Origin of the sequence: Pseudomonas sp. B3(2017) (genome assembly GCF_002113595.1) — a bacterium.
Lineage (GTDB): Bacteria > Pseudomonadota > Gammaproteobacteria > Pseudomonadales > Pseudomonadaceae > Aquipseudomonas > Aquipseudomonas ekonensis.
Genome location: NZ_NEIU01000010.1, coordinates 124,420 through 145,098 on the forward strand (window position 1 = coordinate 124,420; position 20,679 = coordinate 145,098).

Sequence of the window (20,679 nt, forward strand, 5' to 3'; positions counted from 1 at the left end):
CATCCGCTAAACACCCTCCATACAGGTGCATGGCCAGACATGCGCTGAAACCGCCAAAATAGCCCTGTCCTGTGGCCGAATTCACTCCGCAGGCCAGGCAAATTGCGCTGTTGATGTAGGAGCTTTCTGATTAGTCCGCAATTTTTAAAATCACCGATTGCCTCTATTGACAGCTCTTTCGGCGAACTTTTATCTAGTCGCCACCGTTGCCCGTTACTTCATCAAGGCGACATAAACATCGATCAACCCGACACTGTTTCATGACCTGAGCATTCAAACCGCCCGAACTTTCAGAAACGGACTTCGCTGCAAGGTCTCAAGGAGAGAACCCCATGCCCTTCGCTTCGCACATCCCCGAAATGGCCGCGCCGAACCTGACGTCGGCCCGCCACGGCGGCATCGGTTTGGCCGCCGCCGCCCATTTGCTGGTCGAAGTCGCCCCGTATCCCGGGATGGATGCCGGCGACCTGATCGAACTGTTCTGGAACGACTGCTACGTCGCCTCCCATGTGCTCACGGACGCCTGTGTCGGCGAACCGGTCAGGCTGCGGGTGCCGGAAAGCTTCGTGGTCAACGGCCCGGCCCATGCCCACTACCGGATCATGCAGGTGGGGCGCAGCCCGGCGCTGTCGGCCAGCGCGTCGGCGCAGGTGAAGCTGGACTGTCCCGGCGGGCAGCCGCCGCCGTTGTGCAACGACGAGAACCAGCACCTGGCGCAAGCCGTGCTGCCCGGCACCATCTGCCGTCAGGGCGTGAACCCGGGGCAGGTCAAGCGCGGTGTGCCGCTGACCATCCAGCCCTACCTGAACATGGCCGAGGGCGACGCGATCACGGTGCGCTGGGGCGATGTGCGGATGGACCTGCCGCCCGTCGCGACCGAGGGCGTCGGACGGCCGATCCAGGTGTGGATACCGCCGTCGGTGATTCTCGAAGCCGGCGAGGACCTGCGCCTGGAAGTGACCTACTGCATCCTCGACCGGGTCGGCAACAACTCGCGCTGGGCGCCGCCGCGCATGCTGAGGATCGGCGGCAACCTGTTAACCGGACAGGCCATGGCCCCTTCTATGCATATTTCTAAAAGTTAGTTCATAAAATATTTATACACGTTTAGGGTATATGAACCGGACCACCGGACATTCTTTCGTTCGCCGCATTTCGCGGCGATTTTTTGAGATGTGAGGTAGGTAGCATGGTCCGGAACCCAATCACCCCAGTGCGGATCGCCAGGGCATTGCGTGCAGCCAAGGAGTGGCACTGATGTCCAGTCTGGCAGACGCAAACGTTCAGACCGATCTGGACACCGCCCCGTTGTTGTTGCCCGCGCAGATCCTGCGCAACGACGCCCAGGCCATCGAGGCCGCCCATGAACTGGCCGAGGCCGCCCGTGTGGACGCCGCCCGGCGCGACCGCCAGCGCAAGCTGCCGTGGGCGCAGATCGAACAGTTCACCCGCAGCGGCCTGGGCAGCATCGCCATCCCCCGCGAATACGGTGGGCCGCAGGTGTCCTTCGTCACCCTGGCCGAAGTGTTCGCGATCATCTCCGCCGCCGACCCGGCGCTGGGGCAGATCCCGCAAAACCAGTTCGGCATCCTCAACCTGGTGCTCGGCTGCGCCACCGAGGCGCAGAAGCGCCAGCTGTTCCAGAGCGTGCTCGAAGGCTGGCGCATCGGCAACGCAGGCCCCGAGCGCGGCACCAAGGACACCCTGGAGCTGAAGGCGCGGATCACCGCCGACGGCGACGATTTCGTCATCAACGGCCAGAAGTTCTATTCCACCGGTGCCCTCTTCGCCCATTGGGTCGCGGTCAAGGCGCTCAACGATGACGGCCGGCAGGTGCTGGCTTTCGTTCGGCGCGGCACGCCGGGCCTGCGCATCGTCGACGACTGGTCGGGCTTCGGCCAGCGCACCACCGCCAGCGGCACGATCCTGTTGAACAACGTGCGGGTCGAGGCTGGCCTGGTGGTGGACAACTGGAAGATCAACGAGAAGCCCAACACCCAAGGTGCGGTGTCGCAGCTGATCCAGGCCGCGATCGACGCCGGCATCGCCCGCGGCGCCCTCGACGACGCCATCGACTTCGTCAAGACCCGCGCCCGTCCGTGGATCGAGGCCAAGGTCGAGCGCGCCAGCGATGACCTTTACGTCATCGCCGACATCGGCAGGCTGAAGATCGAACTGCACGCCGCCGAAGCGCTGCTGCGCAAGGCCGGGCAAGTCCTGGACCAGGTGCATGCCGCGCCGGTCACCGCCGAGTCCGCCGCCCGCGCCTCGATCGCCGTGGCCGAAGCCAAGGTGCTGACCACCGAAATATCGCTGCTGGCCAGCGAGAAGCTGTTCGAGCTGGCCGGCAGCCGCGCGACCCTCGCCGAGTTCAACCTCGACCGCCACTGGCGCAACGCACGGGTGCACACCCTGCACGACCCGGTGCGCTGGAAGTACCACGCGGTCGGCGCCTACCGCCTCAACGGCAAGCTGCCGGCCCGCCATTCCTGGATCTGACGACCAGAACACTTTTGACCAGATCTCTGGAGAAGCACATGACCCTTTCCCATCCCGTCGCGGTCATCGCCAGCGACGAACAGGCCCTGATCGTCGCCAGCGACCTGGCCGAAGACTTCAAGCGCGACAGCCACCTGCGCGACCGTGAACGCCGCCTGCCGCTGGCGGAGCTGGACGTGTTTTCCCGCTCCGGCCTGTGGGGCATCAGCGTGCCGAAGGAATACGGCGGCGCCGGCGTCTCCAACGTCACCCTGGCCAGGGTCATCGCCCTGATCGCCCAGGCCGACGGCTCCCTGGGGCAGATACCGCAGAACCATTTCTACGCCCTCGAAGTGCTGCGGGTGAACGGCAGCCCTGCGCAGAAGCGACGCCTGTACGCCGAGGCGCTGACCGGCCGCCGCTTCGGCAACGCCCTGGCGGAACTGGGCACCAAGACCGCCCATGACCGCGTCACTCGCCTGACCCGCGAAGGCGACGGTTTTCGCATCAACGGCCGCAAGTTCTACGCCACCGGCGCGATCTATGCCCAGCGCATCCCGACCCTGGTGGTGGACGAAAACGGCGTGCAGCAACTGGCGTTCGTCCATCGCGACAGCCAGGGCCTGACCGTGATCGACGACTGGAGCGGCTTCGGCCAGCGCACCACCGGCAGCGGTTCGGTGGTGTTCGAAGACGTGTACGTCGCCGCCGAAGACGTGGTGCCGTTCCAGGCCGCCTTCGAGCGCCCGACCACGGTCGGCCCGCTGGCTCAGATCCTCCATGCGGCCATCGACACCGGCATCGCCCGCGCCGCCTTCGAGGACGCGCTGCATTTCGTGCGCAGCAAGACCCGTCCGTGGATCGATTCGGGCAACGATAAGGCCACGGAAGACCCGCTGACCCTCAAGAGCTTCGGCCACCTGAGCATTCGCCTGCACGCCACCGAGGCGCTGCTGGAGCGCGCGGGTGAATTCCTCGACGCCGCCCAGGCCGACAGCAACGCCGACACCGTCGCCGCCGCGTCGATCGCCGTCGCCGAGGCCCGGGCGATCAGCACCGACATTTCCCTGGCCGCCGGCAGCACCCTGTTCGAGCTGGCCGGCAGCCAGGCCACCCTCAGCGAACACGGCCTCGACCGCCACTGGCGCAACGCCCGCGTGCACACCCTGCACGACCCGGTGCGCTGGAAGTACCACGCGGTGGGCAACTATTACCTCAACGACGAAAAGCCTCCGCTGCGGGGGACGATCTGATGGCCGCCGGGAAAAAGAAGATTCTGCTCAACGCGTTCAACATGAACTGCATCGGCCACATCAACCACGGCCTGTGGACGCACCCGCGCGACACCTCGACCCGCTACAGCACCCTTGAGTACTGGACCGAGCTTGCGCAGTTGCTTGAGCGCGGGTTGTTCGACGGCCTGTTCATCGCCGACATCGTCGGCGTGTACGACGTCTACCAGCAGTCGGTGGACGTCACGCTCAAGGAGTCGATCCAGCTGCCGGTCAACGATCCGCTGCTGCTGGTCTCGGCCATGGCCGCGGTGACCAAACACCTGGGCTTCGGCCTCACCGCCAACCTCACCTACGAGCCGCCGTACCTGTTCGCCCGGCGCCTGTCGACCCTCGACCACCTGAGCCGCGGGCGGGTGGGCTGGAACATCGTCACCGGCTACCTGGACAGCGCCGCGAAGGCCATGGGCCTGCGCGAACAGGCCGAACACGACCGCCGCTACGACCAGGCCGACGAGTACCTCGAAGTCCTCTACAAACTCTGGGAAGGCAGTTGGGAAGACAGCGCCGTGGTCAACGACCCGCAGCAGCGGATCTACGCCCGCCCGGACAAAGTGCACAAGGTCGAACACCGGGGCGAGTTCTACCACGTCGAGGGTTATCACCTGTGCGAGCCGTCGCCGCAGCGCACGCCGGTGCTGTTCCAGGCCGGCAGTTCGGACCGCGGCCTGCTGTTCGCCGGGCGCCATGCCGAGTGCGTGTTCATCAGCGGCCAGAACAAGCCGTCGACCAAGGCCCAGGTGGACAAGGTGCGCGCCAGCGCCGTGAAGGCCGGGCGCAACCCCGAGGACATCAAGGTGTTCATGGGCCTGAACGTGATCGTCGGCGAGACCGAAGAAGCGGCCTGGGCCAAGCACGCCGAGTACCTGAGCTACGCCAGCGCCGAGGCCGGCGTGGCGCATTTCTCGGCGTCCACCGGCATCGACTTCTCCGAGTACGCCCTCGACGAACCGATCCAGTACGTGAAGAGCAACGCCATCCAGTCCGCGACCAAGAACCTGCAGAACAACGACTGGACCCGGCGCAAGCTGCTGGAGCAGCACGCCCTCGGCGGGCGCTACATCACCGTGGTCGGTTCGCCGCAGCAGGTGGCGGACGAGCTGGAATCGTGGATCGCCGAAACCGGCCTCGACGGCTTCAACCTGACCCGCATCGTCACCCCGGAAAGCTATGTGGACTTCATCGACCTGGTGATTCCGGAACTGCAGCGGCGCGGATCGTACAAGACCGCCTACGACGACGGCAGCCTGCGGGAAAAGCTGTTCCATGCCGGGGCGCAGTTACCGCGACAGCACACCGGATCATCGTTTCGCCGCTGAAAAGCTTCGCGGGCAAGCCAGCTCCCACAGGGGTGTGCGGTGTACACAAGAACCTGTGGGAGCGGGCTTGCCCGCGAAGAGGCCCGATCAGACACCCCATAACCCATGCACTGACTGGAAAACCCTCATGACCAAGACTCTCCTGCCCAACCCGGTCAAGGCACTGGCCCTGGCCCTCGGCCTGTTCAGCTCGGCGGCGTTCGCCGCCGAGGCGCCGCTGAAGATCGGCACCACCGCCGCCTTCGCCATTCCCCTGGAGGCCGCCGTCGAGGAGGCCTCCAAGCAAGGCCTGAAGGTCGAGCTGGTGGAGTTCACCGACTGGATCGCGCCGAACGTCAGCCTCGCCGCCGGCGACATCGACGTGAACTACTTCCAGCACATCCCGTTCCTGGAGAACGCCAAGGCCGCCTCAGGCTTCGACCTGGTGCCGTTCGCGCCGGGGATCATCAACAACGTCGGCCTCTACTCGAAGAAGTACAAGAGCTTCGCCGAGCTGCCCGAGGGCGCCAGCGTCGCCATCGCCAACGACCCGATCAACAGCGGACGCGGCCTGCAACTGCTGGCCAAGGCCGGCCTGATCACCCTCAAGCCCGGCGTCGGCTACAAGGCCACCGAGGACGACATCGTCGCCAACCCGAAGAAGATCAAGATCCTTCAGGTCGAGGCCGTGCAACTGGTGCGCGCCTATGACGACGCCGACCTGGTGCAGGGCTATCCGGCCTATATCCGCCTGGCCAAGACCTTCGATGCCGGCTCCGCGCTGCTGTTCGACGGCCTCGACCACAAGGAATACGTGATCCAGTTCGTGATCCGGCCCAAGAGCAAGGACGATCCGCGCCTGATCAAGTTCGTCGACATCTACCAGCACTCGCCCGCCGTGCGCGCCGCGCTCGACAAGGCCCACGGCAAGCTGTACCAGGCCGGCTGGGAAAGCTGACATGACGGCCGCCCTCCAACGGCGACTGGAGACTCCAGAGCCCCGTCACAGTGCCGAACGCACAGAATTGCACCCCGAACTGACCCGCGCCCATGTGCGCTTCATCGGCGTCGGCAAGACCTACGAAGGCCGCCAGGGCCCGGTCGCGGCGCTGCAAGGCATCGACCTGTCGATCCGGCGCGGCGAAGTGTTCGGCATCATCGGCCGCAGCGGCGCCGGCAAGTCGTCGCTGATCCGCACCATCAACCGTCTGGAGCAACCGACCGCAGGACGGGTGCTGATCGATCAGGTGGACATCGGCGAATTCGACGAGGACCGCCTCGTCGCCCTGCGCCGGCGGATCGGCATGATCTTCCAGCACTTCAACCTGATGTCGGCCAAGACCGTGTGGCAGAACGTCGAGCTGCCGCTCAAGGTCGCCGGCGTGCCGAAGGCGCAGCGCGAAGCGAAGGTGCGCGAACTGCTGGATCTGGTGGGCCTGCAAGGCAAGCACGCGGCTTATCCGGCGCAGTTGTCCGGCGGGCAGAAACAGCGCGTGGGCATCGCCCGGGCCCTGGTGCACGACCCGGACATCCTGCTGTGCGACGAGGCCACCTCGGCGCTCGACCCGGAAACCACCCAGTCGATCCTCGGCCTGCTGCGCGAGATCAACGCCCGCCTGGGCCTGACCATCGTCCTGATCACCCACGAAATGGCGGTGATCCGCGACATCTGCGACCGCGTCGTGGTGCTGGAACGCGGGCACATCGTCGAGCAGGGCCCGGTGTGGGAAGTGTTCGGCGACCCGCAGCACGAAGTCAGCCAGACCCTGCTCGCGCCCTTGCAGCACACCCTGCCCCAGGAGCTGCAAAGCCGTCTGCACGCCCAGCCGCCATCACCGGAGGCCGCCGTGGTGCTGCGTCTGCAGTTCACCGGCAGCGACGCCGACGAGCCGGACCTGGCCGCGCTGTTCGCCGCCCTCGGCGGGCGGGTCAAGCTGCTGCAGGGCGGCGTGGAGCGGATCCAGGGCCATGCGTTGGGGCAACTGCTGCTGGCGGTGAGCGGCTCGTCCCTGGACGCCGCCCGGCTGCAGGCGCGCGCCGGGCAATGGGCGCAACGGGTGGAGGTGCTGGGCCATGTGGTTTGACCGTCTGCTGCAAGGTTTCATCGACACGTTCCTGATGGTCGGCGTGTCGTCGCTGATCGCCTTGGTGGCGGGAATCCCGATGGCGGTGATCCTGGTCACCAGCGACAAGGGCGGCATCTACCAGGCCCCGGCGCTGAACCGGGCGCTGGGGGCGTTCGTCAACCTGTTCCGCTCGATCCCGTTCCTGATCCTGATGGTCGCGCTGATCCCGTTCACCCGGCTGATCGTCGGCACCACCTACGGCGTGTGGGCGGCGGTCGTGCCGCTGACCATCGCCGCCACGCCGTTCTTCGCGCGGATCGCCGAGGTGAGCCTGCGCGAGGTCGACCACGGCCTGATCGAAGCGGCCCAGGCCATGGGCTGCCGGCGCTGGCACATCGTCTGGCACGTGCTGTTGCCGGAGGCGCTGCCGGGGATCGTCGGCGGCTTCACCATCACCCTGGTGACCATGATCAACTCCTCGGCCATGGCCGGGGCCATCGGCGCCGGGGGCTTGGGCGACATCGCCTACCGCTACGGCTATCAGCGGTTCGACAGCCAGATCATGCTGACGGTGATCGTGCTGCTGGTGGCGCTGGTGGCGGTGATCCAGCTGGGCGGCGACCGCTTGGCGCGGGGCTTGAACAAGCGCTGAGTCTTGCGTCGCCAATAAAACGGTCATCGCCAGCAGGCTGGCTCCCACAGTGGACGGCGGCGTTCATGACTTCGGTGGGGGCCAGCCTGCTGGCGACGGGCTGCGCAGCGGCCCTACAGGTTGGCGTATATTCGGCACATCCCATAGCCCGCGCAGCCGACCATGAAACAGACCCCCTCCGATCTGGAACAGATCACCTCCACCACCCTGGGCCACTACGACTCGGTGGCGGAAGATTTCCGCGAAGGCACCCGCGACCACGACGTCAGCCAGAACATCGACGCCCTGCTGCGCCACATTCAGGGCCCGGCGCCCTTCAGCATCCTGGACTTCGGCTGCGGACCGGGCCGCGACCTGCAGACCTTCACCCGCCTGGGCCATGTCGCCATCGGCCTCGACGGCTCGGAAGCGTTTGTGCGGATGGCCCGGGAGGACAGCGGCTGCGAAGTCTGGCGGCAGGATTTCCTCAAGCTCGACCTGCCGGCCGGACGCTTCGACGGGATCTTCGCCAACGCGGTGCTGTTCCATGTGCCGTTGCAGGAACTGCCCCGTGTGCTCGGGCAACTGCACGCCACGCTCAAGCCGGGCGGCGTGCTGTTCAGCTCCAACCCCCGCGGGGACAACCGCGAGGGCTGGAACGGCCCGCGCTACGGCTCGTACCACGACCTCGAGGCCTGGCGCCGCTTGCTGACCGCCGCCGGGTTCGCGGAGCTGGAGCACTACTACCGGCCGGCGGGCCTGCCGCGGGAGCAGCAGCCTTGGCTGGCCAGCGTCTGGCGCAAGATCGGCCAGGACGCCATCGCCGGCAGCCACATTTGAACGGCACTGACTCCCCCGGCGGGAGCCAGCCTGCCGGCGACGGGCGCACAGCGCCCGCTTGTCACTGCGCGTCCTTCTTCGGCTCGCGGATCCTGTACCACGCCACATACAGCGCCGGCAGGAACAGCAGCGTCAGCAAGGTCGCCACGATGATCCCGCCGATCATCGCGTAGGCCATCGGCCCCCAGAACACTTCGCGGGCGATCGGGATCATGCCCAGGCTCGCGGCCGCCGCCGTCAGCAGGATCGGCCGGCGCCGGTGTTCGGTGGCCTCCACCACCGCGTCCCACGGCGCATAACCCTTTTGCTCGTACTCTTCGATCTGGGTCACAAGGATCACCGAGTTGCGGATGATGATGCCAATCAGCGCCAGGATCCCCAGGATCGCCACGAAGCCCATCGGAATGCCGGTGGGCACCAGCGCCAGCACCACGCCGATCAGCCCCAGCGGCGCGACGCTGGCCACCAGGAACAGCTTCTGCACGCTGTGCAGCTGGATCATCAGGAAGGTCGCCATCAGAAACAGCATCAGCGGGATGACCTTGGCGATCGGCCCCTGGGCCTTGCCGCTCTCCTCCACCGTACCGCCGGTGGCGACCTTGTAGCCCGGCGGCAGCTTGGCGGCGAACGCGTCGACGGAGGGCTTGAGCACCTTCACCAGGTCCGTGGGCTGGATGTCGCCGCGCAACGCCGCCTTGATGGTGATGGTCGGCAAGCGGTCGCGGCGCCACACCAGCGGCTGCTCCAGTTCGTAGCGCACCGTGGCGAACGCCAGCAGCGGGATCGAGGTGCCGTTGGGCGTGACGATCTGCAGGTTCTGCAGGGTCTCCGGCGTGCCGCGCTCGGAGTCCACCGCCCGGCCGACCACGTTGATCAGGTAGATGTCGTCGTCGACCTGGGTCAGCGTCGAGCCGCTGACGATGCTGTTCATCAGGCTCGCCACGTCTTCGGACGACAGCCCGAGCTGGCGCGCCTTGTCCTGGGCGATGTCGATGCGCAGGACTTTGCCCGGCTCGTTCCAGTCGTAGATGATCTCGCCGATGTGCTCGTTCTTGTCCAGCTCGGTGGCCAGGTCGATGGCGTGCTTGCGCACCTGGTCGATGTCTTTGCCGCTGACCCGGTACTGGATCGGCCGGCCCACCGGCGGGCCCATCTCCAGGGCCTGCACGTAGCCGCCGATGCCGACGAAATCCTTGCGCAGGCGGTCGCGGATCCGCTGGCTCAGCGCCTCGCGGGCCTCGAAGTCCTTGCTGACGATCACCAGCTGGGCGTAGTAGGGGTTCTGCAGCTGCTGGTCCAGCGGCAGGTAGAACCGGATCGCGCCCTGGCCGATGTAGGTGCTCCAGCGCACGATGTCCGGGTCACCCTTGAGCGTGGCCTCAAGCTTGTCCACCGCCTTGCGGGTCTCGTCGATGGAAGCGTTCTGCGGCAGGTCCAGGTCCACCAGGATTTCCGGGCGGTCCGAGGACGGGAAGAACTGGTTCTGCACGAAGCGCATGCCGACCACCGACAGGACGAAGCACAGCACGGTGATGGCGATGGCCCACCAGCGGTTGCGCATGCACCACAGCAGACCATGGTTGAACGCCCGCCCGATGCGGCCGGGCTCCCCCTCATGGGGCTTCACGTTGGTGCTCAGGATGTGCACGCCGATCACCGGCGCGAACAGCACCGCCACCACCCACGACACCAGCATCGCCACGGCGATCACCGCAAACAGGGTGTAGGTGTATTCGCCGGCGGAACTGGCGTTGAGGCCGATGGGCACGAAACCCGCCACCGTCACCAGCGTGCCGGTGAGCATCGGGAACGCCGTGGAGGTGTAGGCGAACGTCGCCGCCTGCTCCTTGGTCTCGCCCATCTCCAGACGCGTGACCATCATCTCCACCGTGATCATCGCGTCGTCCACCAACAGGCCCAGGGCGATGATCAGCGCGCCGAGGGAGATCCGCTGCATGGTGATGCCGCTGTACTCCATGTAGACGAACACCATCGCCAACACCAAGGGAATCGAGCACGCCACCACCAGCCCGGCGCGCATGCCGAGGCTGACGAAGCTGACCACCAGCACGATCACCACGGCTTCGAACAGTGCGCTGGTGAACCCGCCGACGGCCTCCTCCACCACCACCGCCTGGTCGGACACGTTGTGTACGCCGACGCCCACTGGCAGGTCGGCGATGATTTCGTTGATGCGCTCGTGCAGGGCCTTGCCGAAGGCCTGGACGTTGCCGCCCGTCTGCATCGCGATGGCCAGGCCGATGGCCGGCGTGCCGTTGAAGCGGAACTCCGGGGTGGCCGGGTCGACGTAGCCGCGGGAGATGTCGGCGATGTCCGCCAGCCGGTAGAAGCGGTCGTTGAGCTTGAGGTTGACCTCGGCCAGGTCCTTTTCCGAGGCGAACTGCCCCGAGGTGCGCACCGAGATCCGCTCGGGCCCGGCCTCGATGACCCCGGCCGGCGTCACGGCGTTCTGCTGCTGCAGGCTCTGCACGACCTGACGCTGGTCGATGCCCAGCGCCGCCAGTTTGCGGGTGGAGAAATTCAGGTACAGCACCTCGTCCTGCTGGCCGATCATCTCGATCTTGCCCAGCCCCGGCACGCCGCGGATCTCGGCCCGCGCCTGCTCCACGTAGTCGCGCAGCTGGCGCATCGTCAGGCCGTCGGCGGTGAAGGCGTACACCGAGCCGTACACGTCGCCGAACTCGTCGTTGAACCCCGGCCCCTGGATGCCCTGGGGGAACTGGCCGCGGATGTCGCTGATCTTCTTGCGCACCTGGTACCAGATTTCCGGGATGTCCTTGGCCTGGGTGGTGTCGCGCAGGTACACGTACACCGTCGATTCGCCGGGGCGGGTGTAGCTCTTCACGTAGTCGAGGGAGTCGAGCTCTTCGAGTTTCTTCTCGATGCGGTCGGTGACCTGCTTGAGCGTCTCCTCCTGGGTCGCTCCGGGCCACCGGGTCTGGATCACCATGGTCTTGATGGTGAAGGACGGGTCTTCCTCGCGTCCCAGGTTGAAGTACGAGAACACCCCCATCAGCAACCCGACGAACATCAGGTACCAGACGAACGACTGATGCTTGAGGGCCCATTCGGAGAGGTTGAAAGACCCTTTCATTGACTGTCCTCGTCAAATTTCACGGTTTGTCCGGGCTTGAGGCTGTTGACCCCGGCGCTGATGACCCGCTCGCCGTTGCGCACCCCGCCGTCCAGCACCACGGTGCTGTCGGTGCGGCTGAGCAGGCGGACGTCGCGGGGCGCCACGGTCTTGTCCTGGGGGTTGATCACCCAGATGCGCGGCTTGCCGTCGACCTCCTGCAAGGCCGCCGCCGGCAGTTCGATGCGCGGCTTGATCGCCGACCGCAAGGTCACGCTGATCGCCGTGCCGAGGCGAAAGCCCGGCGGCGTCTCGGCCAGGGTCAGGCGCGCGCGGCGGGTGCGGGTGGCGCTCTGGGCCTGGGGTTCGATCTCGCGGATCACCGCCGTGGTGTTGATGCCGGGGTCGAGCTGGGCCGCCACCTGGAACACCACGTCCTTGGGCAACTGATCGACCAGGGTGTCCGGCAGATCGATCACCGCTTCCTTGATGTCCGGCTGCGCCAGGGTCACCACCTGTTGGCCGGCGGTCACCACCTGGCCGGCCTCGGCGCTCCAGCCGGTGACGACGGCCTTATGGTCCGAACGCAATTCGGTGTAGCCGAGTTGATCCTTGCTCTGGCTGACCGCCGCCCGGGCCTGGTCCAGCGAAGCCTGGGTGGTCTTCAGGTCGGTCTGGGCGATGTCCAGCTGCGCCTGGGCGCCGACCCCGCGGTCGAACAGCGCCTGTTGACGGCGGGCGTTGGCCTGGGAGTTGATCAGTTGCGCCTCGATCTTGGCCAGGTCGCCCTGGGCCGAGCGCAGCTGGTTCTGCTGATCGGACGGGTCGAGGGTCGCCAGCAGCGTGCCCTTGCCGACCTCGGCGCCCACATCGACGTTGCGGCTGGCGATGCGCCCGCCCACGCGAAAGCCGGTGTTGCTCTCGTAGCGCGCCTGGATGTTGCCGGCGAACCGCCCCAGGCTCTCTTCGCTGAGCGCCTGCACCTTGACCGACAGCACCGGACGCACCGGCTCCGGCGGCGCTTCGCTCTTGGAACACGCAGCGAGCAGTACCCCGACGGACAGCAGTCCCAGGCGCTTCATGGCTGCGCTTCCATTTTCAGATCCTTGTAGGTGTAGTCGGCGATCTCGACCTTCATGCCCGGATGCAGCAACTGCCCTCCGGCGATGATGACCTTCTCCCCGCCATTGAGGCCTTCGCTGACGACGACCTTGCCGGTCAGGTAGCGGCCCACCGTCACCGCTTGCAGCTGCGCCTCGCCTTTGCCGTCCACCAGCCACACGGCGGGTTCGCTGACCTTCTTGGTCAGGGCCGACCACGGCAGCTCCACCGCCGGCTTGCCGGAGCCCTTGGCCGTGGCGCTCACCACCGAACCGAGCTGCATCCCCGGCGGCAGGCCGTCGAGGGCGATCTTGACCTGCACCGTGCCGGACTGCGCCGACACCGACGGGGTGACCTCACGCACGGTGCCGGTGGTCTTGACCGCGGGGTTGTCGAGCAGGCTCACCACGATCGGACGTTTCGACGGCCGCTCGGCCAGCAGCGACTCGTAGACGTTGAACACCGCATCGCGGTCGCCGTCCCGGGCCAGGCTGAAGATCGGCATCGTCGCCTGCACCACTTGGCCGACCTCGGCCTGGCGCTCGGTGATGACCCCCGGCGCATCGGCCACCAGGGCGGTGTAGCTCAGTTGGTCCTTGGCGTTGGCCAGCTGCGCCTGGGCAGCGCTCAAGGCGCTCTGGCTGCTGCGCAGCGCAGCCTGGGCGGAGTCGTATTCGCTCTGGCTGGTGTAGCCCTTGGGCAGCAGTTTCTGCTGGCGCACGAAGGCTGCCGCGCTCTGCTTCACCCGGGCCTGCTCGGCCAGCACCTGGGCCTGGGCGGAGTCGACGTTGGTCTGCAGGTCCTTGGGGTCGAGCCGGGCCAGCACCTGCTTGGCGCTCACCCGGTCGCCGACCTCGACCAGCCGCTGGATGATCTTGCCGCCGACGCGGAACGAGAGTTGGGTCTGCACCCGCGCCTGCACATCGCCGGTGAGGGTCACGGCGGCAGCGTAGTCGGCGGGCTTCACGTCGAGCACCAGCACCCTGGGCAGGTACTCCTCGGCGGCTTTCTTTTCGCCGCAGGCGCTCAGCAAAGCGACGGCGCTCAGGGCCAATGCCACTTTATATCCGGGACCCGCCATGCAGACTCCTTGGCTTTTTCTGACGTGACAGAGACGATACGACTGAGAGCTTAGAACAGCCTTTGACCATTGCACGGCTTTACCGCACGAAGCGTGCGCAGGCACACGGCGACACGGCATTCAGGCAAACTGGCCGGCTCCGGCAGAAGGAAACGCCCATGCTCAAGACCCTGGCGGTGGCCAATTACCGCTCGATCAACAAACTGGTGATCCCGCTGGGCCGCCTGAACCTCATCACCGGCCCCAACGGCAGCGGCAAGTCCAACCTCTACCGGGCCCTGCGCCTGCTGGCGGAGACCGCGCAGGGCGGCGTGGTCAACGCCCTGGCCCGCGAAGGCGGGCTGGACTCGACCTTCTGGGCCGGACCGGAAACCCTCAGCCGACGGATGCGCAACGGCGAGGTGGCCATCGAGCCCACGGTGCGCCAAGGCGTCAAACGCCTGCGCCTGGGGTTCGCCGGGGAGGACTTCGGTTATGCGATCGCGCTGGGCCTGCCCGAGCCGTCCCGCTCGTACTTTGCCCTGGATCCGGAAATCAAACGGGAGTGCATCTGGGCCGGGCCGTTCCATCGCCCGGCCAGTCTGCTGGTGGACCGCGACGGCCCGATGATCCGCGCCCGCGAAGGCCGCCGCTGGGAGGTGCTGGCGCAGCACACGCCGACCTTCGACAGCCTGTTCGACCAGGTCGGCAGCCTGCGCACCTCGCCGGAGGTGTTCCAGATGCGCGAGTTCATCCGCCGCTGGCGCTTCTACGACCACTTTCGCAGCGACGTTGACGCCCCGGCGCGCCAGCCGCAGCTGGGCACCCGCACGCCGGTGCTGCACCACGACGGCCGGGATCTGGCGGCGGCGCTGCGCACCATCATCGAGATCGGCGATCCCGAAGCCCTGCGGGCGGCGGTCAGCGACGCGTTTCCCGGCGCACGCCTGGAGATCGCGCCGCTGGCCGGCGGACGTTTCGCCATCGAATTCCATCAGGAAGGGTTGCTGCGGCCGCTGTCGGCGGCGGAGCTGTCGGACGGCACCTTGCGTTACCTGCTGCTGGTCGCGGCGCTGCTGACGCCGCGACCGCCGTCGCTGATGGTGCTGAACGAACCGGAGACCAGCCTGCACCCGGACCTGCTGCCGGCGCTGGCGCGCCTGATCATCCGCGTATCGCAGGACTGCCAGGTGTGGGTGGTGTCCCACGCCCGGCGGCTGATCTCGGCGTTGCAGGAGGATCCAGACTGCAACTGCATCGTGCTGGAAAAGACCCTCGGCCAGACCGGCGTCGTCGGCCAGCGAATGCTGGACGAGCCGGCCTGGCACTGGCCGGATTGAGCCCGTGGCGAGGCTCCCTCGCCACAGCTTTTGGTCAGGCGCTCAGCCCTGCCACTTGCCGCCTTCGACAATCACGCTCTCAGGCTGGGTGTCGTCGCTCAGTTCCTTGCGCACGTACTGGTCGTACAGCTTGAGCAGGTATTTCTCCTCGCCCAGCTTCGCCAGCTCGGTATTCACCCAGTCGCGCAGTTCGGTATTGCCCTTCTTCACCGCCGGTGCGATCGGGGCCTCGTCGCCGAGCTTTTCGTCCAGCACGCGGTAGCCCGGGTTCTGCTTGGCCCAGCTGAACAGCACCAGGTTGTCTTGGGCGTAGGCGTCGCCGCGGCCGCCGGCCAGGGCCTGCAGCGATTCGGAGTTCTTCTCGAACTTGAGCAGTTTCCAGTCCGGGTGGTGCTTGGTCAGCCAGATGTCGGCGGTGGTGCCGGTGGTGACGATGGTGGTGCGGGTCGCCAGGTCGTCGAGCCGCTTCACCGCGCTGCCCTGGGGCACCAGCGCCTGCACCGCCACCCGCAGGTTCGGGTTGGTGAAGTCCACCGCTTCCTTGCGCTCCGGGGTGACGGTCATGTTGGCCAGGATCAGGTCGACCTTGTCGCTTTGCAGGAACGGGATCCGGCTGGCCGGCTCCACGGCGACGAACTCGACCTTGTTCTCGTCGCCCAGCAGGTCCTTGGCCAGCCGGCGGCCGATGTCGGTGTCGAAGCCGACGTAGCGCCCCGTTTCGTTGACGAAGCCGAACGGCGGCTTGTCGGTGAACACGCCGACGATCAGCTTGTCGCGGGCCTTGATCTTGTCCAGGCTGCCTGCGGGCGCAGCGCTTTCGCTGGCGACCTTGGGCTTGGCCGGTTCCTCGGATTTGTTGCAGCCGGCCAGCAGCGCGAGGCCGAGCAGGGGCAGAACGAACAGCGATTTGGCAGTTTTCATGACGGTTCCTTGGTCTGAGTCGTTTTGGGCAACGTCGCCGAAGGCCAGGCTTCGGCGGGGAGAACTTCTCCAGGAACGGCTGCGCGCGTGCGGTCTGCGGGTTCGCAAAGAAAATCTCGGGCGGGGTGCGGGCCCTGCCAAGCGGTCGAGGCGCTCATGCGTGGGCCCAGCGCCGCTCCAGCACGCGGGAGGCGGCAGAGAGCGGGTAGCAGATGAAAAAGAAGAACAGGAACAGCGCACCGTAGATCAGCACCGATTCGTAGGTGCGTTCGATGATCTGCTGACCGACCTTGATCACGTCCACCACGCCGATCAGCACCGCAAGCGAGCTGGTCTTGATGATGCGCGTGTAGACATTGATGGTCGGCGGCGTCATGCGCTTGAGCGCCTGCGGCATCAGCACGTAGGCGTAGAGCTGCACGGCGTTGAAGCCGAGCGACAGCCCGGCCTCGCGCTGCCCGCGGGGCAACGAGCGCAATGCGCCGCGCGCCGCCTCGCCGACTTCGCTGGCGCCCCACAGCGACAGCACCGTCACGGCGCACCAGAAGCTCGGCACGCTGAGGCCGAAGAAAATCGGCAGGCCGAAGAACAGCAGGTACAGCCAGACCAGCACCGGAATCGCCCGGAACAGCTCCAGGTAGACCCGCAGCACCGCGTTGAGCCACTTCACGTCGAGGGTGCGCAGCACGCCGTAGAGCACGCCGCCGACGGTGCTGACCGCGATGCTCAGCAGCGAGATCGACAAGGTCTGCCCGGCGCCGGCCGCCAGTTGCGGCAGCGACACCCACAGCAGCTCAAGACCCGAACTGGCCATGTTGCAGCCTCCTTTCCAGACGACCGAGCAGCAGCGACAGCGGCAGGAACAGCAGCACGCAGATCAGCGTCAGCACGGCGAGCATTTCGTAGGTCTTGTAGTAAAGGGCGATGTAGCTCTTGGTGGTGTAGAGGAGTTCCGGCACCGCCACGGCCGACACCACCGTGGTTTCCTTGAGCAGGAAAATGAAATTGGCGAACAGCGACGGCAGGCTGAGGATCCCCGCCTGCGGCAGGATCACGTAGCGCAGCACTTGCAGGTCGGACAGCCCGAGGGAACGGCCGGATTCGATCTGCCCCTTGGGCACCGCTTCGACGCCGGCGCGCAGCACCTCAGTCAGGTAGGCGCCGCCCAGGAACGTCAGGGTGATGATCGCGGCGGCGAAACCGGACACTTGAACCCCCACGGTCGGCAACGCGAAGTAGACGAAAAACAGCTGGATCAGCAGCGGCGTGTTGCGGGCCAGTTCCACGTAAAGGCCGATGACCTTCGGCAGGTACGGCACACGCAACACCAGGAGCGCCGCATTGAACAGCGCCACGGCCAACGAAGTGCCGATGGCGATCAGCCCGACCTGCAAGGTCACGCCCACGGCGCTGAGGAAGGCCGGCAAGGTACTGAGGATGAACGCGTAATCGAAGGTCATGAAACGTCCTGACGCCGCTCGGTAAGCGACGGTGGTGCAATCCATGGACAGCGGGTGGCCGTCCTGAAGGCACCGACTTTATAGGTATAAAAAAAAGAATTTAAATACCGATAAAGCATATTGATATCACACAAAAAACTAATCGCCGGGTTTGCCGGGACGGAAGAAGAAAGCTATTTTCCCCGGCGCTGTAGGAAGGATCTTTTTTTCAGATTGCCCCTCCAAGGACGCACAGCTTTTGACCAGACTCTCTGGGCCAAACCATTACAAGGAAGAAAACATGGCTGACGTAAAAGTGCCGCAGCGGCTGGATCCGCAGGACATCGTGAAACTGTTGGTGGCGTTGCGCAGGGCGCTGAAGACGGGGCTCGCCTAGGCCCTTGCGGTGACGGAGCGGGCTCCCTCACCGCAGGCTGCGACACCGCCGCAAACGAAAACGCCGACGACCATCGCTGGCCGTCGGCGTCTTCACACCTGAAGGGGGGTGCTGTTGCGTCGGATGCGTCGGATGCGTCGGATCAGAACGCCGGCAATACCGCGCCGTTGTACTTCTTCTCGATGAACGCCTTAACTTCAGGGCTGGTCAGGGCCTTGGCCAGCTTCTGGATCGCGTCGCTGTTCTTGTTGTCCTCACGGGCCACCAGGAAGTTCACGTAAGGCGAGTCGGCACCTTCGATCACCAGGGCGTCCTTGGTCGGGTTCAGCTTGGCTTCCAGCGCGTAGTTGGTGTTGATCATGTCCAGGTCGACTTCGTTCAGCACCCGCGGCAGCAGGGCCGATTCCAGTTCCTTGAACTTGAAGTTGTGCGGGTTCTTGGCGATGTCCTTCGGGGTGGCCAGCGCGTTCTTCGGATCCTTCAGCTCGATCAGGCCGGCTTTCTGCAGCAGGATCAGGGCACGGCCGCTGTTGCTGCCTTCGTTGGGGATCGCGATGGTCGCGCCGTTCGGCAGGTCGGCCAGCGACTTGTACTTCTTCGAGTAGCCGCCGAACGGTTCGACGTGGACGCCTTCCACGGTCACCAGGTACTTGGCCTTGTCGTCCTTGTATTTGCCGGCGTTGAAGCTGTCCAGGTAAGGCTTGGTCTGGAAGTAGTTGGCATCCAGGCGCTTCTCGCCCACCTGCACGTTCGGCTGCACGTAGTCGGTGAAGACTTTGACTTCCAGATCCACGCCTTCTTTGGCGAGGGTCGGCTTGATCAGTTCGAGGATCTCGGCGTGGGGAACCGGCGTGGCCGCCACCACCAGTTTCTCGCCGGCCTGGGCCAGGGATGCGGTCAGGGCAGCCGCCAATGCGGAGAACAGCAGAACCTTTTTCATGCAGTGTCCTTATCGAAAGTCATGGTCGTCATCGACGACGGCATTGAATACAAGTGCCAGTGATGTGCTATCGCTGGCGTGAAGCGGACAATACCGGGATTTTTTATTCCCGGACAATAACGTTTATTCAGCTTCATATTCCATTTTGTTCATGTTGAACAAAATGGTTACAACCCTTCCGCCAGGCGCAAAAGCCAGTCTTTCAATGCCTTGCGTTCGTCGGGCGTGCCGCCGATGCCGATGCCCGCCACATGGCGCTCAAACTGAGCCAGCAGCCCGGACGCCTCGGGCAGGTTGAGGTGTACCGGCAGGATTTCGTCCCCCGTGCTCACCAGCAACGCGAAGTGAATGACGTTCTCCAGCTCCCGGGTGTTGCCCGGCCAGCTGTGGCGCTCCAGCACCTCCTGCGCCGCCTCGCTGATCAGCGGCACCGGCAGGTCCAGGCGCTGGCTGTAGATGCCGAGGAAGTACTCGGCCAACGACAGGATGTCGCCGGTCCGCTCGCGCAAGGCCGGCAGTTCCAGATGGCCTTCGCTGAGGTAATGGAACAGCCGCTCATGGAATTTCCCCGCCGCCACCGCCTGCGCCAGGTCGATGCTGGTGGCGGCCACCAGGCGCACGTCCACCGGGCTCGGCTGATGGGCGCCGACCCGGGTGACTTCGTGGTTTTCCAAGGCGGCGAGCAGTTTGATCTGAATCGGCAACGGCAAGTCGCCGATTTCGTCCAGGTACAGGGTGCCGCCGTTGGCCGAGCCGAACCAGCCGGCGCGACTGCTGGCCGAGCCCGTGTAACTGCCGGCGGCATAGCCGAACAGTTCGGCGTCGGCGTAGGTCGGGCTGATCGCCCCGCAGTTGACCGACACGAACAGGCCGCTGCGGTCACTGGCGCGGTGGATGTGCCGGGCGAGCAGTTCCTTGCCGGTGCCGGTTTCGCCGCGGATCAGCACCGAGATCGACCGCGGGGCCAGTTGGTTCATGTGCTCGCGCAACCGGCGCGAGCGCGGATCGACGAACACCAGCGCCTTGGCGCGGATGCTCAGGGGGCTTTTTTCCGCATCGGGAAAGGTCAGCAACGGCTGGCCGAAGGTCTCGAGACTCATGGCAGACTCCCGCCCAGAACCGCCGGGAGACGGGGGCGATCAAAAATGGAAAGTAGGGTTCAAGCGCGCCGCCGGGCGTGATGTTCCATGCGGTTCTGCAGGCGGTACAGGTACGCGAATCCCTGTTCCCAGCGCCGATGGCCGGACTTCACGTTGATGTGCCCGGCCCCGGCGAGGATCCCCGCCTCGGCGCCCCAGTTGCGTGCCAGCTCCAGGGCCCGGGTGGCGCTGACGGCGGCGTCGTTGTCGGAGCTGACCACTTGGCTGGGGAACGGCAGCAGGTCGGTCGGGATCGGCGCGAAATTGCGCAGGGCCGGCACACACGCCGGACGCTCGACATCCGCCGGTGCGACCAGCAGCGCGCCGCGCACCTGACGCAGGGCCTGCAACGGCGCGTTGGCCGCCCAATGGGCAACGGTGATGCAGCCCAGGCTGTGCGCAATCAGGATCACCGGCGCGCTGTCGGCGGCGATCGCCTCGGCCAGTGCCGCCACCCAGTCCTCACGCCGGGGCGTCAGCCAGTCGGCCTGCTCCACCCGGGCGCTGTTGGGCAGGCTGTTCTGCCAATGGGTTTGCCAATGATCCTCTGGCGATCCTTGCCAGCCCGGCACAATCAGGTAACGAATCGGTTCGTTGCGCATGGGGATGCTCTCCTGCGTCGTGTCTGTTCCTAGTCGAGTAT

At 65.9% G+C, this 20,679-nt stretch carries 18 protein-coding genes and 1 pseudogene; 9 read left to right on the forward strand and 10 right to left on the reverse strand.

From position 1 onward, the window contains the following. The first annotated feature begins 332 nt into the window (after positions 1–332). The 8 genes from CAG33_RS16595 (at position 333) to CAG33_RS16630 (ending at position 8,605) form a co-directional block, all read left to right on the forward strand. Positions 333–1,085 carry a hypothetical protein gene (locus CAG33_RS16595; RefSeq protein ID WP_085639451.1) on the forward strand — a complete coding sequence of 251 codons (753 nt, stop codon included), beginning with the start codon at positions 333–335 and terminating at the stop codon, positions 1,083–1,085. A 172-nt stretch (positions 1,086–1,257) separates the two neighbouring features. Next, positions 1,258–2,499 (forward strand): SfnB family sulfur acquisition oxidoreductase, encoded by a 1,242-nt coding sequence (locus CAG33_RS16600; protein ID WP_085582006.1) that lies wholly within the window; start codon positions 1,258–1,260, stop codon positions 2,497–2,499. A gap of 38 nt (positions 2,500–2,537) precedes the next feature. Further along, complete coding sequence (locus CAG33_RS16605; RefSeq protein ID WP_085639454.1) at positions 2,538–3,731, forward strand: SfnB family sulfur acquisition oxidoreductase; 1,194 nt, start codon at positions 2,538–2,540, stop codon at positions 3,729–3,731. After that, a complete protein-coding gene (locus CAG33_RS16610; protein WP_085639457.1) occupies positions 3,731–5,089 on the forward strand; it encodes an LLM class flavin-dependent oxidoreductase in 1,359 nt (452 codons plus the stop codon). The genes CAG33_RS16605 and CAG33_RS16610 overlap by 1 nt, the downstream gene beginning before the upstream one ends. Positions 5,090–5,216: 127 nt before the next feature. Beyond that, entirely contained in the window at positions 5,217–6,026 is an 810-nt protein-coding gene (locus CAG33_RS16615; RefSeq protein WP_085582012.1) for a MetQ/NlpA family ABC transporter substrate-binding protein, read from the forward strand. A gap of 1 nt (position 6,027) precedes the next feature. Beyond that, positions 6,028–7,152 carry a methionine ABC transporter ATP-binding protein gene (locus tag CAG33_RS16620; RefSeq protein WP_085582014.1) on the forward strand — a complete coding sequence of 375 codons (1,125 nt, stop codon included), beginning with the start codon at positions 6,028–6,030 and terminating at the stop codon, positions 7,150–7,152. Beyond that, positions 7,142–7,786 carry a methionine ABC transporter permease gene (locus CAG33_RS16625; protein ID WP_085639460.1) on the forward strand — a complete coding sequence of 215 codons (645 nt, stop codon included), beginning with the start codon at positions 7,142–7,144 and terminating at the stop codon, positions 7,784–7,786. Before CAG33_RS16620 ends, CAG33_RS16625 begins: the two co-directional genes overlap by 11 nt. Positions 7,787–7,948: 162 nt before the next feature. Further along, a complete protein-coding gene (locus CAG33_RS16630) occupies positions 7,949–8,605 on the forward strand; it encodes a bifunctional 2-polyprenyl-6-hydroxyphenol methylase/3-demethylubiquinol 3-O-methyltransferase UbiG (RefSeq protein WP_085582018.1) in 657 nt (218 codons plus the stop codon). 61 nt (positions 8,606–8,666) lie between these two features. Here CAG33_RS16630 and CAG33_RS16635 read toward each other — a convergent pair whose 3' ends face one another. Genes CAG33_RS16635 through CAG33_RS16645 form a run of 3 tightly spaced genes read right to left on the reverse strand, consistent with a single transcriptional unit; the run spans position 8,667 to position 13,881 of the window. After that, complete coding sequence (locus CAG33_RS16635) at positions 8,667–11,720, reverse strand: efflux RND transporter permease subunit (RefSeq protein WP_085631877.1); 3,054 nt, start codon at positions 11,718–11,720, stop codon at positions 8,667–8,669. Beyond that, complete coding sequence (locus CAG33_RS16640; RefSeq protein WP_085639462.1) at positions 11,717–12,781, reverse strand: efflux RND transporter periplasmic adaptor subunit; 1,065 nt, start codon at positions 12,779–12,781, stop codon at positions 11,717–11,719. The genes CAG33_RS16635 and CAG33_RS16640 overlap by 4 nt, the downstream gene beginning before the upstream one ends. After that, positions 12,778–13,881, reverse strand: a complete 1,104-nt coding sequence (locus CAG33_RS16645) for an efflux RND transporter periplasmic adaptor subunit (RefSeq protein ID WP_085582024.1) — start codon at positions 13,879–13,881, stop codon at positions 12,778–12,780. The genes CAG33_RS16640 and CAG33_RS16645 overlap by 4 nt, the downstream gene beginning before the upstream one ends. Before the next feature lie 158 nt (positions 13,882–14,039). Here CAG33_RS16645 and CAG33_RS16650 point away from each other — a divergent pair, with 158 nt between their 5' ends. Continuing rightward, complete coding sequence (locus tag CAG33_RS16650; RefSeq protein ID WP_085639465.1) at positions 14,040–15,200, forward strand: AAA family ATPase; 1,161 nt, start codon at positions 14,040–14,042, stop codon at positions 15,198–15,200. Between the two features lie 42 nt (positions 15,201–15,242). On the opposite strand, the gene CAG33_RS16655 is transcribed toward CAG33_RS16650, so the two are convergent. The 7 genes and pseudogenes from CAG33_RS16655 to CAG33_RS16680 form a co-directional block, all read right to left on the reverse strand. Next, the gene (locus CAG33_RS16655; protein WP_085582028.1) at positions 15,243–16,121 is read right to left on the reverse strand and encodes a transporter substrate-binding domain-containing protein; all 879 of its coding nucleotides are present in this window, start codon (positions 16,119–16,121) and stop codon (positions 15,243–15,245) included. Beyond that, positions 16,118–16,251: pseudogene (locus CAG33_RS28675) on the reverse strand (amino acid ABC transporter ATP-binding protein); the annotation flags it as partial. The gene CAG33_RS16655 and the pseudogene CAG33_RS28675, both read right to left, overlap by 4 nt. 24 nt (positions 16,252–16,275) lie before the next feature. Continuing rightward, entirely contained in the window at positions 16,276–16,935 is a 660-nt protein-coding gene (locus CAG33_RS16660) for an amino acid ABC transporter permease (RefSeq protein ID WP_085582030.1), read from the reverse strand. Then, on the reverse strand, positions 16,916–17,581 hold the full coding sequence (locus CAG33_RS16665) for an amino acid ABC transporter permease (RefSeq protein WP_085582032.1): 666 nt from the start codon (positions 17,579–17,581) through the stop codon (positions 16,916–16,918). Before CAG33_RS16665 ends, CAG33_RS16660 begins: the two co-directional genes overlap by 20 nt. A 518-nt stretch (positions 17,582–18,099) precedes the next feature. Beyond that, the gene (locus tag CAG33_RS16670; RefSeq protein WP_085639468.1) at positions 18,100–18,897 is read right to left on the reverse strand and encodes a MetQ/NlpA family ABC transporter substrate-binding protein; all 798 of its coding nucleotides are present in this window, start codon (positions 18,895–18,897) and stop codon (positions 18,100–18,102) included. 167 nt (positions 18,898–19,064) lie between these two features. Continuing rightward, a complete protein-coding gene (locus CAG33_RS16675; RefSeq protein WP_085639471.1) occupies positions 19,065–19,997 on the reverse strand; it encodes a sigma 54-interacting transcriptional regulator in 933 nt (310 codons plus the stop codon). A 59-nt stretch (positions 19,998–20,056) separates the two neighbouring features. Continuing rightward, entirely contained in the window at positions 20,057–20,638 is a 582-nt protein-coding gene (locus CAG33_RS16680; RefSeq protein ID WP_085639474.1) for an alpha/beta hydrolase, read from the reverse strand. Positions 20,639–20,679: the final 41 nt, after the last annotated feature.